A 16,290-nucleotide genomic window follows, 5' to 3' on the forward strand; every position below is an offset into this window, starting at 1 on the left:
CTCAGGTCACCTCCGATCTCCGGGCCAACCGCGGGATGCGTCGTCGAGGGACTTCGGGCGTCGGGACGGGCGTGGCCGCGGCAGGTGCCGCCAGCAGCGAGGCGGCGACGGCCAGATGCAGCAGATACGGCGAGGCGTCGCCAAGGCCTGCCTCGGTGTACGACGCGATCGCGCAGTAGCTGATCAGGAAGATCGCGCAGGCCCTCGACAACGACGGTGGCCGCAGCAACGCGACGCCGCCCAGCACGATGATGATCGCCGCCACCAACGCGACGCCGATCAGCCCCTGTTCTTGGTAAACGGCCAGCCAGCTGTTGTCGATCGGCAGCCCGCCGAACGACTTGTCGCCCAATCCCACGCCGAACAGCTGCTCCGAGGTCGTCCGGGGGGCTGCCAGCAAGGCGTCCCAGACCTTGGCCCGACCGGTGAGGCTGGAGAAGTTCTCCTTGCTCTGTCCGCGCAGGAACCACGCCTGTAGCGCGGAGCCGAGCCCCACCGCGGCCACCGCGGCGCACAGCACCGCCGAGGTGAAGAACCGGCGAGCGGCGGCGCTGGTCAGGAGGAGCGAGCCGATCGCCAACGCCAGCCCGATGAGCAGGCCGAGCGTGGCCGTCCGGGTATGGGTCAACCCGAGCAGGACCAGTGACGGCACGATGACTACCGCCGCGCTGGCCCTGTCGGTCCGGCGGCCCAGTAAGAGCAGCACGGCGAGCCCGATGATCACCGCGGCGTACTGTCCGATCTGCGGCGGGGTGAGCGGCCACAGCGCGCCGACCAGCCGCCCGCCGTAGAGCTCGGGCATGGCCGCGCCCGGCGAGATGACCGCGCCGGCGGCCACCGACCCGAGCACCGCGAAGTACATCCGGATGTGGTGCCGGACGAACGTCAGGCTGCCGTCCCACCAGCGGCTGAGCAGCCACAGCGTGCCGACGAAGAGAGCCAGCCGGGCGCACCGGAACAGCGCGCCGAACCCGGACTCCAGGTGCGCACTGGAGATCACGCTCGGCACCAGCAGCAGGGTGAGCAGGAGCAAGAAGGCGCCGGCTCGGATGCGCAGCCGGAGATTGACTGCGAGGGCCAGCGCGAACGCGGCGGCCAGCGCGCCCATGGTGACCATCTGGATGAGGGAGCGGGGCAGCGGGATGATGGTCTTCGCCCCGGCGGAGCCGAGCGTGTTGAGGACCAGCAACCCCCAGACGATCCCGACGATCCTCGGTGTGCCGTCAGGGCGCGGTTCGGCGCCGGGTTGCGTTCCCGCCGTATCCGGTCCGCCCGGCAGACCACCGCGCGTCAGGTCCCCGCCCATCTCAACCACCGGCCTGTGGGTCGAGGGTGCTGCCCGCGTCCTGCTGGTACGGCGTGTCCTGCCACTGCCCGAAGTCGAGTATCCGGCTCGGGTCGTGGGCGACGAACTTCCACGGTCCGAGGTAGTCGTTGTCATGCCAGCGGTTGTGCTGCTTGCGGGTGATCGCCTCGGCCACCCCTTCGCCCTGGTACGGCGACCAGTCCGGATAGGTGCCGTAGTTGGCCAGCACCGCCATTCGGTCGCACTTCACCGTGCACTTGACGACGGACTTGTCCAGCACGAAGCGGTTGCCGTGGATGTCCACCCGCTGGGTCTTCCACCGGCAGTCGGCGTAGAGCGGTGCGGTGGCGATCGCCGGCTTCGCGCAGCGGTCGGTGTCCCGCACCAGCAATGTGCAGTCACCGGACGAGGTGTTGGCCGGGCTGTTGCAGAACCGGTCGGCGTTCTCCCACAGGGTGATCCCGGACCAATTGTTCTCCAGCATGTTCCGGTAGATCTCGATCTTGTCCGTGCGGGCTCGGATCCGTGGTTCGCCACCGGACTCGGACAGGTAGACGGTCGCGAACGGGAAGCTGTCGCCGCGGTCGGCGTACCTGCGGCCCTCGACCCAGTTGTTCCGCCGGATCGTGTTGTTCCGGATGACCGCGTTGTAGCTGGTCTCGTAGATCAGCGCGGCACCGTCGTTGGCCTCGAGCACGTTGTTCTCGATGCGGAAGTCGTTGTTGTTGGTGTCCGCCCACAACCCTGTTCCGCGGTTGTCGTGCACCCAGTTGCCGCGCACGTCGGCGCCGTTGACGGCCCAGAACTTGATGCCTCCGGTACAGCCGCAGCCCTGCCGCCGCCGCTCCCAGTCGCCGGTGTTGTTGCCCACGATCTCGTTGCCCTCGACCACCAGGCCACTGAGATCGCCGCCGGACTTGTACGCGTTCATTCCGTACTGTCCGTTGCCGCGCAGGCAGCTGGCGCGGACCCGCTGGCGGGCACCGGCCATCAGTCCGGCGCCGGAGTTGTCCTGGATCGTCGCGTGCTCGATCACCCAACCGTCGGCCGAGTCATGGTTGACCACGCCCTCGTTCTGCGGCGCGACGAAACCCTGCACGGTCAGGTAGCGGATGGTGACGTTGCGGGCGGCACCGCCGAACGCGTACTGGTTCTTCTTCCGGCCGTCGAGCACCGCGCCTGGCGCACCGAGGTAGCGGTCCCCCTTCTTGGGGATGACCTGGGCGTAGCGGTCCGGGTCGAGCCTGTGTTTGCCCGGTCGAAGCCAGAACGTGGTGTTCGGGGGGCTGCTCTTGGTCTTCGCTGCCAGGTCACCGATCACCGCGGGGTCGACCGTCACCGCGCCCGCCGGCGCCTTCCCTGGCCCGGCCGCGGGCTTGGCGCACACCCGGGCCACGGGCGTGAACGGCGCCTCGGACGTGGATGGCGCAGCGGTCGGCTTTGCCCGGGCGCCCGGCGTGCTCTCACAGCCGGTTGCCGCCAGCAGGGCCAGCGCCAGCGGTGCCGCCGTCAACGCCCAGTGCCGCCTCTTGATCCCCACGCGCCCTCCCCTAGGGGACTTCTGACGGATCTCCGCGGCGTCGCGACGCCCGGCACGCTCCCCCGAGCTCTTCGAGCAGGGGGTACCCCCACTCGCCGCACCAGCCGAAAGCCCAAGTACGCCCAGTACGAGGGCTTCCGGCCGGCACGCCGGTGGGGGCACCGCCCGCGCGAGCGAAGCCGAGCGTGGGGGAACGCACCGGACGCCGCTCCTTCCTCCACGGAGTTCCATCAGAAGCCCCCTAGCCGCGGAACCTGAGTACGGTGGTGAAGCCCTCCGCTCCGTCGGCGAAGCCGGTGCCGACCAGCGTTGTGGTGGGTTCCTTGCGCCCGAAGCCGGCGGAGTACCAGCCCAGCGGCGGGTCGGTCTCGCCGCGATGCGCCCGCCAGCACAGCTGCCCGGGCAGCTCGAGCACCGCGGAGCGCCCCTCGCCGTCCCGGATCCAGGTGAGCACTGCCCGGTTCCCCACCAGGTCCGCGGCGATCGCCGGGCCGAGGTGGAACGCCAGGTGCACGGCCCGGACCGGGCCGCGCACCTCGTCAACCACCCTCAGCTCCCGGCTCGCGGCCGTCAGCTCCACCCGGCGGCGATGCACGGAGCGCTGGTAACCGTCGTGCTCGGCACACCAGCGGGCCACACCCTCGTCGGATGTGTCCGCGGCCAGGACGCGGCTCTTGGCATGCCGGGTCCACAGGAACGGGCCGCCGGAGACGGACTGGTCACTGCCTTCCAGCTGCAGGGTGTTGTGGCCGAGGGTCGACCGGAAGTACTGCCGCCACTCGGGTTGCCCGTGGTAGCAGAACGTCCCCGGGTCGGCGAGCACGTCGACCCCGTCGTACCGGACCTCCACGGACAGCGCGTCCGCGTGGGCATGCGCGGCGATGGCCAGGAAGCCGTGCGGACCACCGTCGCAGCGGCACCAGATCTCTGCCGGACCGCGCAGGATCGTCATACCCGCGTCGGCGAAATGCGCCGGTCGGCTTGCCGGGCGGGTCACGGCCGGAGCGGTTCCAGTTTTCGGGTACGGCCGGATGAGCGCGGCCAGCAGCGGGGTGCGCACATCGGTGCCGGTCACCGCCGGCCACCAGGCGAGCCGACCGAACACGGCGTCCCCGGTGGCCAGCAGCGAGGCCCAGCGGTCGGTGCCCGCGCCGTCCAGGACCAGACCGTGCCCGTCGTCCGCGTCCCCCTGGCGCGGCGGCCGTAACCGGCTGTCCACGACGGCCGCGAGCGCGTCGGTCATCCGCAGCAGCACCAGTCGGATCGATGCGGGGACCGGCACGTCGGCGGCATCCGCCTCGGCCACCGCGGCCAGGCCGAGCTCCAGCACAAGTCCGTGATACTCGGTGGCCAGCTCGCGGTTGAGGCCGGAGGCGAAGGTGTTGCTGCGCAGATGCCGCTCCAGCGACCTCAGTGCGTCGGCTCGCCAACGCACTGAGGAGGGGAACCACCCGAACGCGCAGGCCGCGGCGAACTGCCCGGCGGCCTCGGCGACGACGTGGTTGTTCGCCGAAGACCCCCGGCTGGGGAAGGCGGCCAGCCAGCGCTGGTGGTGCCAGATCTGTTTCAGCGCCACCGGGTTGGCCTCGAACAGCCCGGCCGCGCCCGGCCAGCTGTCGAGCAGCCGGCGGATCCACACCCAGGACAGCAGCCGGATGCCCAGCTCGATGCCGCTGATCCAGTGCACGCCGCGCAGCGGTGGGTTGGCCGTCCACCACGACCGCAGGTGCTCGGCCACTCGCTCGGCGTACCGCTCGTTCCCGGTGGTCGCGTAGGCGGCGGCGAGCACGGTGAGGTACTGATGCCGGGACAGCTCCCAGATCTGCTTGATGTCCCCGACCGCGTCCTCGTTCCGGTACGGCACGTCGAAGGCGTAGCCCCACGGAGCTCGGCGCCCGGTTTTCGGGTCGCACCACCAATCCGGGTCGACCAGGTCGTCGCGGACCACCCCGAAATACTGGGCGTGCCCGTACATCAGCCGGTCCGCCTCGGTGATGAGACGTTTCGCGGCGTCCGGAGGTATTGCGGCAATCGTCCCGGCGGGCAGTACCGCGGTGAACCGGGCGCCGGTCACGCTCGGGCAGTTCGGCCGCGCCGACCGCCACCGCCGCCTGCGCACCGCGTCGCCCACCCGGCCGCCGACCTCCCGTGGTCCCATCCGGGACAGCCGCCGCAGGTACCAGCCCGCGCTCATGGTCATCGCGCCCTCGCCAACGTCACCGGCGTGCCGCCGACCAGACCGGCCTGCACGGCGAGGGTGGCCGACGTGGTGGCGACCAGCGACTCCAGCGGCACCGGCATCGGCCCGCCGGTCCGCACGGCCTTGATGAACGCGGCCAGTTCGGCCGACTGGCCCTTGTCCCGGGCCTTGGGGAGCCGTGAACTGACCCACCGCTTGCGGCCGTACACCGAGGCACGGACGAAGTCGTCGAGCCGCAGTACCTTGCCGTCCGCGACAAGGTCCAGCGTCTCCTTGGGGAAGCCGGGCGCGCCGGTGGTGACGTAGCTGATGGTGGCGGTGGACCCGTCCGGGTAGCGCAGCACGACCTGCAGGTCCTCGTGGCCGGACGTGGCGACCGCGTACACCGAGACCGGATCGGCCGCGAGCAGCCAGCCCGCCGTGTCGATGAAGTGTCCGCCCTCGCCGGAGAACCGCGAGCCCTCCGTGCCCTGTTGGAGATACCAGCTGCCATGCTGGAGCCGGCCCGCGTTGACCAGGTAGCGCAGGCTCGCCGGACCGGTCCGGGCGCCGAACCGCTTCCTGGCCTCATTCAGCAGCGGCGCGAACCGGCGGTTGAAGCCCACCTGCAGCCGGTCATTGCCGGACTCCTCCACCGCCGTGAGCACGCCGGCCAGCTCGTCCTCGGTGAGCGCCAACGGCTTCTCCACGAACACCGTCTTGCCGGCCAGCAGTGCCCTCCGGGTCAGTTCGGCGTGCGAGCTGTGCCGGGTGACCACGAACACCGCGTCGATGGACGGGTCGCCGAGGACGGCGTCGAGGTCGGTGGTCGCCTCGGCGAAGCCGAACTTCCGCTGCGCGTTGGCTGCGGACAGCGCCGTCGTGGTGACGACTGTCGACAACTCGACGCCGTCGCGCTGTGCCAGGTGCGGCAGCAGCATCGACGTCGCGTAGTTTCCCGCGCCGACGAACGCCAGCCGCACCGGCGCCTTGGCGGACCGGGCCGGGGTGGACACTCCGCCGCTGCGTCTCTTCACCGCGGGCACGGCCACCGCCGGGGTCCCCGTTTCCCTCGCGTGTTCGGGGTACCGGAACAGCACAGCCACGGCCTTCAGGTCGCCGTCCTTCAGTCGCTGGTAGGTCTCGACGGCGTCATCGAAGTCGGCGATGTGGGAGACCAAGGGCTCCACGTCGACGCTGCCGCGGGCGAGGAGATCGAGGAAGCACGCCAGGTTGCGGCGCTCGGTCCAGCGCACGTATCCGATCGGGTAGTCCCGCCCCTCGAGCTCGTACTCCGGGTCGTAGCGCCCGGGGCCGTAACTCCGGGAGAACCGGACGTCGAGCTCCTTCTCGTAGTACGCGTTCCACGGCAGGTCCAGGCGGCACTTGCCGATGTCGACGACCCGGCCGCGGTCCCGGCTCAACCGTGCAGCCAGCTCGACGGGTTGGTTGCTGCCGCCGCCGGCGGCCAGGTACACCTGGTCCACGCCGTGACCGTCGGTGAGCTCGGCGACGGCGGCTTCCACGGCCGCGGACGCGGGATCGCCGCAGGCCGCAGCGCCCAGACGCTCGGCCAGCTCGCAGCGCACCGGGTCGGGGTCGACCCCGATGACGCGGACCCCCGAGGCGGCCAGCAGCTGCACCACCAGCTGCCCGATCAGCCCGAGGCCGATGACCAACGCCGCGTCGCCGAGCTGTGACTCGCCGCGGCGGACGCCCTGCAACGCGATCGATCCGACGGTGCCGAAGGCGGCATGCCGCGGCGCGAGGCCGTCCGGCACCGGGGCGTAGAGGTTCTTCGGCACCCAGTTCAGCTCGGCGTGCAGCGCGTGCTCGTTGCCGGCGCAGGCCACGAGGTCGCCGACCTTCACCTCGTCGATCCCGGTGCCGACCTGCTCGACCACCCCGCACAGCGAGTAGCCCAGCGGCGTGTAGGAGTCCAGCTTGCCCATCACCTTGCGGTAGGTGGCGGGCACCCCGTTGGTGGCCACGCTCTGCATGACCTTGGCCACCTGGTCCGGCCGGGAGCGGGCCTTGCCCAGCATCGACATGCCGGCCTCGGACACCTTCATCAGCTCGGTCCCGGTGGATATCAGCGAGTAGGTGCTGCGGACCAGCACACCACCCGGCTTGCACCCCGGTACCGGCACGTCGAGCACCGCCAGCTCGCCGCTCTTGTAGTTCTGCACAACCTGTTTCACCCGAAGTCCCCTTGTTTCTAAGCCGTCTTCTACGCCGTCAAGCGAGCGCTCCGGCCGGACCCGGAGGTCGCGCCGCGATACCAGTACTCGAGGGTCAGCACATGCCACAGATGCTTGGAGAAGTCCCGCTGCCCGGCGGCGTCTTCGGCGACGAGCCGCGCCAGCGCGTCGCGGCGCAGGAACCCGGAACGGACGAGCACGCCATCGTGCACCACCTCGCGCACCAGCGGTGCCAGATCCCGGCTCATCCAGGCGCGCAGCGGGGCGCTGAACAGGCCCTTGGGCCGGTACACGATCTCCCGGGGCAGGATCGAGGTGGCCGCCTCCTTGAGGACGGCCTTGCCCTGCCGTCCGACGATCTTGCGATCGCCGGGCACGGCGAACGCCGCCTTGACCACCTCGACGTCCACGTACGGCACCCGCACCTCGGTCGACGCGGCCATGCTCGACCGGTCCGTGTAAGTGAGGTTCAGGCCCGGCAGGAACATCCGGGCGTCGCCCAGGCACATGCGGTTGACGAAGTCGTCGAGGTCGTTGTCCTGGTAAGTGTCCGCATGCTCGGTCAGCACGTCCTCGACCGCCTGGGCCAGGTCCGGATCGACCAGGGCGAGCAGCTCGTCCTGGTCGTACATGGTGTAGCTGCGCCGGAAAGCGGTCTCCTCGGGCAGATCGGCGAAGGAGAGGAACCGCTTCGCGAAGCGCACCGACCGGTACCCCCGGCGGGACGTGGCGACCGGCAGCCGGTCCACGGCCCTGGACAGTCCGCGCCGCAGGGGTCGCGGGACGCGTTGGTAGCGCAGCGCGAGCAGGTTGGCCAGGTGCTTGCGGTACCCGGCGAACAGCTCGTCGGCGCCCATCCCCGAGAGCATCACCTTGACCCCGGCCTCCCGGGCGGCCGAGCAGATCAGGAAAGTGTTGATCGCGGCGGGGTCGCCGATCGGTTCGTCCAGGTGGTACGTCATCTGCGGCAGCAGGTCGAGCACATTCGGAGCGATCTCGATCTCATGCAGATCGACGCCGAACCGTGCGGCCACCCGCCGGGCATAGCGCAGGTCGTCCGGCATCGCCTCGAACCTGGCGTCCTCGGCGCGGAACCCGATCGTGTACGCGGAGATCCCGGGTTGGTCGCGGGCCGCCAGCGCGGTCAGGTAGCTGGAGTCAAGCCCGCCGGAGAGGAAGGTCGCCACGGGTACGTCGGAGCGCAGATGGCGCCGAGTCGACTCCTCGACGATGGCAGCGACATCCGGCAGCTCGCCGGCCCGGGCCCGGTCCCGGCCCTCGGCGGCGACGTCCCGGAGGTGCCAGAACCGGCCGCGCTCCACCCGGCCGTCGGGCCGGCACCTCAGCCAGCTCCCCGGCGGCAGCTTCTCCGCTTCGCGGAACGCGCACCGTGAGTCCGGCACCCAGTAGTACAGCAGCGAGGCCACCAGCGCCGCATGGTCCACCTGCAGCGACCCGCCGGTCGCGGCGGCGAGCGCCTTGAGCTCGGAGGCGAACACCAGGCCCGCACCGCGCCGGAGCAGGAACAGCGGTTTGATGCCCAACTGGTCGCGGGCTAGCACCAGTTCACCGGTTCGCTCGTCGAAGATCCCGAACGCGAACATGCCGCGCAGCCGAGGCAGGCAGTCCGTGCCCCAGCGCCGCCACGCCTCAAGCAGCACCTCGGTGTCGGAGGTACCGCGAAAGCGCACCCCAGCGGCTGCCAGCTCGCCACGCAACTCGGGCGCGTTGTACAACTCGCCGTTGTACGTCAGGGCGAGGCCGCCGGAGACCATCGGCTGGGCGCCGGTCTTGGACAGATCGATGATGGCCAGCCGGCGGTGCCCGAGGTGCACTTCTCCGTCACCGACGGGGTGGCTGTACCGGCCAGCCCCGTCCGGACCGCGATGGGCGAGGGTATCGGTGAGTCGATCGGTCACGACCTTCCCGTCCGGCCATCGGTAGGTGCCTGCGATGCCACACATGTCCTACCGCGCCTCCTGGTCGTCGTCCGGGACCCGTGCGGCCCAGATCGGCAGCTGCTCCGTCCCCTGCCGGCCCGTCCCGTTCTGCCGGGCCGGCCGCTCGCTTCGGCCGCGCGGCGCGGTGTGCAGCCCGTCCCACAGCGTGCCGTCGGTCCGGTCACGCGGATCGGAGTCGATCAGCACCACGCCGATCACCGCAATGCGCTGGTCCGCGAGCTGCCGCGCCACGGTGTGCAGCCATGCGGCGCTGCCGTGCCCGGCACGCACGACGAGCACGGTCTGGGTGCCGAGATACTGGAGGTCGGTCCACGCCGTGCCGGGCGCCACCGAGCCGACGCCGAGCCGGCGCTCCTGATGTGACACGGCCGCGGCACGCTCGCCGCTGACCACGGTTGGGTCTCCTGGCTTCGGGCGGCGGCCTGCGAGCTGCAGGCCGGGCAGACCATCGATGATGACCACTGGCCCCTCCGCCGCCAGTGCCCCGGCGAGGTCCAAGGCGATCACGCTCGTGCTGCGCGCACAGCCCAGTTCCAGCAGCGACACCGGTTCCGCGGAGCCGCGCGCGGTGCGGGCAAGGCTCGCGGTGAGCCGTTCGCGTGCCGCCCGAGTTCGTCGGCGCCGCCACAGCCTGCCCGACCGGAGGGGCAGCTCCGCGATGACCGAGGCGCCCAGGTTCGCCGCGATATCCCGGCGCAACACGGGGCGGTCCGCCACCACCGTGCCGACCGCGGCCAGCGCGAGCCCGAGGACGAGCCCGAGGACGAGCCCGATCGCGGCGTTGGTGACAGCGGCCCTGGGCAGGGAGTGCCGCACCGCGCGCGGGGCGTCCACGATCTGCGTGCCGGCGATGACCTGGGGCGTGCCGGTGCGCGCCTCCGCGGCGCGCTGGTCGAAATCGGCGATCCGCGAGTTGAGCTCGGCCCGGCGGGCGAAGAGCGACTCGATGCTCGCCGACGCTTTCGGGTCGCTCTGCGGCGCTCGGTCTCCGATCGCCTTGTTGACCTGGGCGAGTTCGTCCCGCATGCGGTCACGCTGGTCGCTCAGCGCCTTGGCCTCGGCTTCCGCGGCTTCCCGCATCCGCCTCACATGGTCCGCGACGAACGCATCGGCCAGCGCCTTGGCCCGGGCCACGGCTTCCGCGTCGCTGTCACCTGTCACCTCGATCTGCAGCACGTTGTTGGTCAAGCCGGTGCCCCGGTAGTCCCGCATGAAGTCTTCAGCGTTTTCCGGGGACTTGAGGGACTGCAGGGCCTTGTCGGCGATCCGCGTGGTCCCCAGCAGCTCGACGTCGGTGCGGATCAGCGTTCCGGTGTCGTTCGGCTGGTCCTCCTGATGCGCGACCAGCACCTTGGTCACCGCGGTCGGCGCCGGCGGCAGCAGGACCGCCACCGCCGCGCCGACCAGCAGCCCCAGCAGCGCCATGGAGCACCAGAGTCGGCGGCGCCTGCGCACCGCCACCACCAGCGCCTGCAGGTCGAGGAGCGGAGCGGCGGCCGACGACTCCGAAGTCTTGCTCGTCGTCACACTGAACCTCCCGTCGCGTGGCCGCGAACCGCGAGCGCCGGAGTGGCATCATCCGGAGGATGGCCGGCAGACCGCGTCGGACGGGCCCGGACCGTGCCGGCGACGACGATGCCGACGACCTCGTGCCTGCCGTCCGCACACGCCTCGGCGATGCCCGTGAGCTCCTCCGCGGTCCAGCTGCCCGCGCTGACGACGACCAGGGCACCGGACTCGGTGTCGCGGTCCGGCACCATCGGCCGGTCCACCGAAACCTCCACCAACCGCGACAGCGGATCGCTCTTGGCCTCGGCGACGAGCTGCACGGCGGCCCGGCGGGCGATCTCGTCGCCGTCCGGTACGACAACCAGCAGCCGCCGGGGGGCCGGCAGCCGGTCCCGGAGGCGAGCGCACACCCGCCGGTAGCGGATCCGCCTGCCGGCCTCGTCGCCGGACCTCTGCGGGGTCGGTATGTCCCACCGGGTGTCGACGCCAAGGAGTCGGCGGAGCCGGGCCCGCGGGCCACGGCCTGCCGGCCGGAGCGCGGGCCGTTCACCGGGTACGTCGACGGTACCCAGCAGCGCCGAGCCCAGCGCCGCGGCGATCTCCGGTTCGGTGCGCAGTCGGCGATTCACCCGTGCGGCGGCGAGATGGCCGATGACCGCGAGCAGGAAGAACAGCAGCGCCCCGGCGACGATGAGCTGCATCCTCGTCGGGGGCGCCTCTTCGGTCGGTCGGGCCGCCGGCCCCATGACGACCATGCCGGCCTTGCCGGTCGCCGGGTCGGCCTGGTCCAGCTTCGTCATGGCCTCCTCCAACGAGGTGCGCAGCTGCTCGAGCGCGGTGCGGGCCTGCACGCTCTCCACGGTCTGCCCCGGATCGGCCGCATTGGCCAGGTCGGTGATGCGGCGGTTGGTCTCCGCCACCTTCTGCCGCAGCGCCTCGGTCCCTGTAGCCGCGTCGGGGTCGGTGGTGCCGCCTGCGATCTGCGCGGCAAAGCTGACGAACTGCTGGGCCACCCGGTCGGAGAGCTGCTGCGCGCGCTCCGGGGTGTCGGCCGTACCCGAGATCGTGATGATGTTCCCGTCGGCGGCCTTGGCGCTCACGCGATCCCGCAGCTCGCCGCCGCTGACGCCCCTCCAGCCGAGCTTGGCAGCCGCGCGGTCGACCACCGACGAACTGGTCGCGATATCCACCTGAGTCAGCAGCTCGCGCTCCTCCCACTGCCCCGGCAGAAGTACCGATGCAGACGCCGTGTAACGCGGCGGAAACAGCGCCGAGGTGCCGTAGCCGACGAGCGCGCCCACCACGGCGAGGATGGCGAGAAGCCGCCAACGTCGGCGGAGAATCCGTCCGATGGTGATCAGGCGGATCGTGTCATTGCTCAACTGCGCGGCCTCCTCCCTGTCCGGACCGGGCCGCCCGCCGACACCGGAGTGTGGTCACGGCAGGCAGCGGCGTAGGCGGCGAGCAGCGATCGCTGGGAGTTCCGCCAGGAAAGTTGCCCGCTGATCCGCTCCTGGCCGATCTTGCCCATCCGGGCCCGCTTCTCCGGATCGTCCAGCAACACCGTGATGAGCTTGGCGAATTCGGCCTCGTCGTTGGCGGGCGCGTAGACGGCGGCGTCACCGGCGGAGACTCGCGCCTCCCGGAGGTCGAACGAGACGATCGGTCGGCCCATCGCCATGTACTCCAGGACCTTGTTCATGGTCGACACGTCGTTGAGCGGATTGCGCGGGTCGGGGGAAAGACACACGTCCGCAGTGGACAGGTAGCGCACCAGGTCGGCGTCCGGAATGCGCCCGGTGAACTGCACCTGCTCGGAGAGCCCGAGCCGCCGGGACAGTTCCACCATCGCGTCGAAGGCGTCGCCGGCGCCGACGAACACCGCATGCCAGTCGGTCCGCCCGAGCTCGTCGCGCACCTTCGCCAGCGCCCGCAAGGCGTAGTCGACGCCGTCCTGAGGGCCCATGACGCCGAGGTAACACAGCAGATGAGGCTTGCCGCGCTTCAGCTCCGGCTCGGGCGGCACCGGTTGGAAACGGTCGATCTCGGGCGCGCTGCGCACCACGAAAACGTCCGCCGTCCGCCGACCGCCACGGCGCATCGCGACGTCCCGGTAGCTCTCGTTCGTGGCGAGCACGACGTCCGCGGCCCGGTAGGTCAGCCGTTCCAGCGCGCACACGGCGCGGTAGAGCAGATCTTCGCCGCGGTCGAACCGGGAGAGATACAGCTCGGGTACCAGGTCGTGCTGGTCGAAGACGAACCGCGCGCCGCGCCGCTTCAGCCACAGTGCAGGCAGGAACAGCAGGTCGGGCGGGTTGCAGGCGTGGACCACGTCGACCGGGCCGACCTTGCGGGCCAGCCGGGCCGTATGCCACAACGCCGATCCGTACTCCCGCAGGTAGCCGGCCGGTCCTCCGGTGGCCGCGCGCAACGGGTAGCGGTGGATCCGCACCCCGTCGATCTCCGCTTCCGGCTCCGTGTCCCGCTTTTCCCCCTGGGGACAGATGACGTGCACCTTCCAGCCCGCGTCGCGCAGCGTCGTGCACTCCTGCCACACCCGCCGGTCGAACGGCACCGACAGGTTCTCCACCAGGATCAGCGCGCGCCGGTTTGGCCGGCCGCCGCTGGTTGCGTCACCAAGCAAGGCCCATGTACCCCGGTTCGGCCCGGCGCGCCTCGGCGTCGGGAAGGCGGATGAGGTCGACGAGCACCGGGCCTTCGCCATGGGGCAGCGCCGACAGCACGGCCGGATCTCTGGTCCCGACCAGGCACACCTCGGCGTGCTCGAGCACCTCGCCGACGGAGTTCGCGAGCAGTTGCGCGAGGTGCGGCAGCCGGGTCTCGATGTACTCGCGGTTCGCGCCGATCAGCCGGGAGAGGCTCACGTTGGCGTCGTAGATCCGCAGGTCGTAACCCTTGCCGAAGAGCCTCTCCGCCAGCTCGACGAGCGGGCTCTCGCGGAGGTCGTCGGTGCCGGGTTTGAAGGACAACCCGAACAGGCCCACCCGGCGCTTGCCGGTGCGCTCGACCAGCTCCACCGCGCGCTGCAGATGGTCGGAGTTGGAGGGCAGCACGTGGGCGAGGATGGGCACCGAGACGTCGGCCCGCTGCGCCGCGTGGACCAGGCTGCGCAGATCCTTGGGCAGGCAGGAGCCACCGAAGGCGAAGCCGGGCCGCAGGTAGGCGGGGCTGATGTTCAGCTTGCGGTCGGCCAGGAACAAGTCCATCACCTGGTGCGAGTCCACCCCGAGCGCCTGGCACACCGCGCCCAGCTCGTTCGCGAAGCCGATCTTGAGGCTGTGGAACGCGTTGTCCGCATATTTGATCGCCTCGGCCGTCGGGACCGGCACCCGGAACACCTCGCCGGGCAGGCCGTCGTACAGTGCCATCACCGCATCGCCGCTTGCCGGGTCGAGTTCGCCGATGACCGTCTTGGGCGGGTCGAAGAAGTCCCGCACGCTCGTGCCCTCGCGCAGGAACTCCGGGTTGACCGCGACCCCGATGTCCACCCCGGCCGTGCCGCCGACGTACTTTTCCAGGATCGGTACCAGCAGGTTCAGGCAGGTGCCCGGGAGCATGGTGCTGCGGAGCACGACGGTGTGCCGTCCACCCCGCTCGGCCAGCGCGGCGCCGATCTGCTCGGTGACCCGCTCCAAGTACGTGGTGCACAGGCTGCCGTTGGGCTCCGACGGCGTGCCCACGCAGACCAGCGACACCTCGCTGTCCATGATCGCCTCGCGGACGTCGCCGGTGGCGCGTAACGCTCCGGTCCGCACGACCTCGGCGATGAGCTCGCCGATTTGCTCCTCGACCACCGGGGCCTTGCCGTCGTTGACCAGGTCCACCTTCACCTGGTTCACGTCCACCCCGATGACCTCGTGCCCCATGCTGGCCAGGCACGCGGCCGACACGCAGCCCACGTAGCCGAGCCCGAAAACGCTGACTCTCATGACCCGTTCCTCCCCCCAGGCAGGCCCTCCCGGCCTGCGGTCCGCGCGCCGGCCGGACGACGACCCCCGCGCATCAGTAGGCCCCCTGCCCATAGACCACCGCACGCAGCGTCTTCCACAAGATCACTGTGTCCAGGGCGAGCGACCAGTCCTCCACGTACCGCAGGTCCAGCCGGACCGCCTCCTCCCACGGCAGGTCGCTGCGTCCGCTGATCTGCCACAGGCCGGTGAGTCCGGGCTTGACCAGCAGCCGCCGCCGGATGTCCGGGCCGTACGCAGCGGACTCCTCCGGTAACGGAGGCCGCGGACCGACGAGCGACATCGATCCGGTGAGCACGTTGAAAAGCTGCGGGAGCTCGTCGATCGAGTACCGGCGCAGCACCGTGCCCACCCGGGTCACCCGCGGATCCCGGCGGAGCTTGAACAGCAGGCCGGCGCCTTCGTTGCGGTCGGCCAGCGCGGCACGTGCCCCGTCAGCCCCGGCGACCATGGTGCGGAACTTGAGAATGGTGAACTCGCGGCCGTCCTTGCCGACCCTGCGCTGGCGGTAGAACGCCCCGCCCCGACTGTCCACCAGCACGAGCAGCCCGACGAGCACCATCAGCGGCGCGAACAGCATCAGCAGGATCGCCGCGCCCATCCGGTCGACGACCTCTTTGACCGCCCGGCGACCCCCGGTGAAGGTCGGCATGCTGACCCGCAGCAGCGGGATCCCGAGCACCGCGTCGACGTGCAGCCGCGGGCCGGCCACCTCCATCAGCACGGGGGCCACGACCATCTCGGCGTCGCTGCCTTCGAGGTTCCAAGCCAGCCGCTGCAGCCGGTCCGGTGACCAGTGCGGGTCCGGTGTGACCGCGACGACACGGTAGCCGTCGCGGCGGACGTGGTTGGCGACGTCCGCCAGTCGGCCGACGACCGGCACTTCGTCCAGTTGGTCACCGTCGAGCCCGAGACCGTCCGTCGTGCACACCGCATCCACCCGCCAGCCGAGGTGCGGGAACTTGCGGGTTCGGGTGATCAGGTCGCGCACGGTGGCCAGGCTCCCGGCAGCGAGCACCGGTCTCAGGCACCGCCCTTCCTTCCGCTGTTTGTGCAGCCAGAGGCGGAGCAGATACCGCTCGGTCATGGTGATGAGCGCGATCGCGGGGATCGCGACGAAGATCCAGAGCTTGATGTTGCGCGAGGTGAGGGCGATCCCGCCGAGCGCCAGTACGACGGTCGCCGTGAACAGTGAGCGTCCGAGCCGGCGGAATTCCTCGGCGCCCTGGCCGAGCACGGCCGGAGCCCACGACCGGCTCACCGCAAGCGCTCCCAGCACCAGCAGCTCGGTGCCGAAGGCGAGAATCCCCCACTTCTCGTGCCAGTTGGCCGCGTCCCGGGCCCCGAAGAAGTTGCCGATCGCCGCCACTACGAAGGCGGTGGCCACGGTATCGCTGGTGATCACGGTACGGCGGTACCGCTGCTCCCAGTCGATCGCGGGCTGGCTGATTGCCCCGTTCGCCAGACGCCCGCGCGCCGACGGAAACGGGCTGACTAGTCCCCCTTGACGCACAGAACCCCCCAGGTCCCCAGTGGTTCGACGTGTTCGCCTAACACTGTTCCTCTCACCGGGAGGCCCCCGCCCCCCGCGCCGCGCTGTTGCTC

General features: G+C 70.9%; 10 protein-coding genes. All 10 read right to left on the reverse strand.

The window, feature by feature from the left end; translation table 11 throughout:
• Position 1: 1 nt before the first annotated feature.
• The gene (locus BIV24_RS11885; RefSeq protein ID WP_071366214.1) at positions 2 to 1,306 is read right to left on the reverse strand and encodes a hypothetical protein; all 1,305 of its coding nucleotides are present in this window, start codon (positions 1,304 to 1,306) and stop codon (positions 2 to 4) included.
• A 1-nt stretch (position 1,307) separates the two neighbouring features.
• Positions 1,308 to 2,846, reverse strand: coding sequence for a right-handed parallel beta-helix repeat-containing protein (locus BIV24_RS11890; RefSeq protein ID WP_071366215.1), 1,539 nt, complete (start codon positions 2,844 to 2,846; stop codon positions 1,308 to 1,310).
• A gap of 241 nt (positions 2,847 to 3,087) precedes the next feature.
• The gene (locus tag BIV24_RS11895) at positions 3,088 to 5,046 is read right to left on the reverse strand and encodes an alginate lyase family protein (protein WP_071366216.1); all 1,959 of its coding nucleotides are present in this window, start codon (positions 5,044 to 5,046) and stop codon (positions 3,088 to 3,090) included.
• Positions 5,043 to 7,226: a bi-domain-containing oxidoreductase gene (locus BIV24_RS11900; RefSeq protein WP_071366217.1), complete on the reverse strand. Its 2,184-nt coding sequence runs from the start codon at positions 7,224 to 7,226 to the stop codon at positions 5,043 to 5,045. The genes BIV24_RS11895 and BIV24_RS11900 overlap by 4 nt, the downstream gene beginning before the upstream one ends.
• 29 nt (positions 7,227 to 7,255) lie before the next feature.
• On the reverse strand, positions 7,256 to 9,190 hold the full coding sequence (gene asnB, locus BIV24_RS11905) for an asparagine synthase (glutamine-hydrolyzing) (protein WP_071366218.1): 1,935 nt from the start codon (positions 9,188 to 9,190) through the stop codon (positions 7,256 to 7,258).
• A 3-nt stretch (positions 9,191 to 9,193) separates the two neighbouring features.
• Positions 9,194 to 10,714 carry a Wzz/FepE/Etk N-terminal domain-containing protein gene (locus BIV24_RS11910; RefSeq protein ID WP_071366219.1) on the reverse strand — a complete coding sequence of 507 codons (1,521 nt, stop codon included), beginning with the start codon at positions 10,712 to 10,714 and terminating at the stop codon, positions 9,194 to 9,196.
• Positions 10,711 to 12,078 (reverse strand): Wzz/FepE/Etk N-terminal domain-containing protein, encoded by a 1,368-nt coding sequence (locus BIV24_RS11915; protein WP_071366220.1) that lies wholly within the window; start codon positions 12,076 to 12,078, stop codon positions 10,711 to 10,713. Before BIV24_RS11915 ends, BIV24_RS11910 begins: the two co-directional genes overlap by 4 nt.
• Positions 12,075 to 13,340 carry a glycosyltransferase family 4 protein gene (locus tag BIV24_RS11920; RefSeq protein WP_071366221.1) on the reverse strand — a complete coding sequence of 422 codons (1,266 nt, stop codon included), beginning with the start codon at positions 13,338 to 13,340 and terminating at the stop codon, positions 12,075 to 12,077. The genes BIV24_RS11915 and BIV24_RS11920 overlap by 4 nt, the downstream gene beginning before the upstream one ends.
• Positions 13,330 to 14,646 (reverse strand): nucleotide sugar dehydrogenase, encoded by a 1,317-nt coding sequence (locus BIV24_RS11925; protein WP_071366222.1) that lies wholly within the window; start codon positions 14,644 to 14,646, stop codon positions 13,330 to 13,332. The genes BIV24_RS11920 and BIV24_RS11925 overlap by 11 nt, the downstream gene beginning before the upstream one ends.
• Positions 14,647 to 14,719: 73 nt before the next feature.
• A complete protein-coding gene (locus BIV24_RS11930) occupies positions 14,720 to 16,198 on the reverse strand; it encodes a sugar transferase (protein ID WP_071366223.1) in 1,479 nt (492 codons plus the stop codon).
• Positions 16,199 to 16,290: the final 92 nt, after the last annotated feature.

It is taken from the genome of Streptomyces colonosanans, from assembly GCF_001866645.1.
In the GTDB taxonomy this organism is placed as follows: domain Bacteria; phylum Actinomycetota; class Actinomycetes; order Streptomycetales; family Streptomycetaceae; genus Streptomyces; species Streptomyces colonosanans.

Excerpts from the sequence above, each read along its gene's own strand:
- BIV24_RS11885 (WP_071366214.1), bottom strand. The coding sequence starts at position 1,306 with ATGGGCGGGGACCTGACGCGCGGTGGTCTGCCGGGCGGACCGGATACG.
- BIV24_RS11895 (WP_071366216.1), bottom strand. The coding sequence starts at position 5,046 with ATGACCATGAGCGCGGGCTGGTACCTGCGGCGGCTGTCCCGGATGGGA.
- asnB (WP_071366218.1), bottom strand. The coding sequence starts at position 9,190 with ATGTGTGGCATCGCAGGCACCTACCGATGGCCGGACGGGAAGGTCGTG.
- BIV24_RS11925 (WP_071366222.1), bottom strand. The coding sequence starts at position 14,646 with ATGAGAGTCAGCGTTTTCGGGCTCGGCTACGTGGGCTGCGTGTCGGCC.